The sequence below is a fragment of the Mesorhizobium sp. M5C.F.Ca.IN.020.32.2.1 genome (assembly GCF_004023105.1).
GTDB classification, from domain to species: Bacteria; Pseudomonadota; Alphaproteobacteria; order Rhizobiales; family Rhizobiaceae; genus Mesorhizobium; species Mesorhizobium wenxiniae.
This window is the reverse complement of record NZ_RZSX01001716.1, coordinates 1-389: the sequence shown is the minus strand read 5'-3', so window position 1 is coordinate 389 and position 389 is coordinate 1. Positions and strand designations below refer to the sequence as shown.

Genomic DNA, 389 nt, shown 5'->3' with positions numbered 1-389 from the left:
CAACGGCGTCACCATCCGTCACTGGCTGCAGCCGAAGCGGGTCATTGCCGCAGGCGGCAAGGTGTCGGGCATCGAACTCGAATATACGGCGATGGATGGCGACAAGCTCGTCGGCACCGGCGAGCAGCTGACGCTGGTCGCCGATCAGGTGTTCAAGGCCATCGGCCAGAGCTTTGTCCCGGCTGCGCTCAACGGCAGCGGTGCCTTGCTTGCTTTGGAGGGCGGCCGCATCAAGGTCGATGTCGAAGGCCGCACTTCGTTGCCAAACGTCTGGGCCGGCGGCGACTGCATCTTCGGCGGCGACGACCTGACAGTCTCCGCCGTCGCGCAGGGCCGCGACGCGGCCGAATCGATTCACCGGGCACTGACCTCGAACGGGAGGGCATGAG

General features: G+C 66.1%; 1 protein-coding gene. It reads left to right on the top strand.

Features of this window, described 5'->3' with window-relative positions; genetic code table 11:
• The coding region (locus EOA86_RS38310) for an FAD-dependent oxidoreductase (RefSeq protein ID WP_164892499.1) at positions 1–388 on the top strand (388 nt) is incomplete at its 5' end.
• Between the last annotated feature and the right edge of the window lies 1 nt (position 389).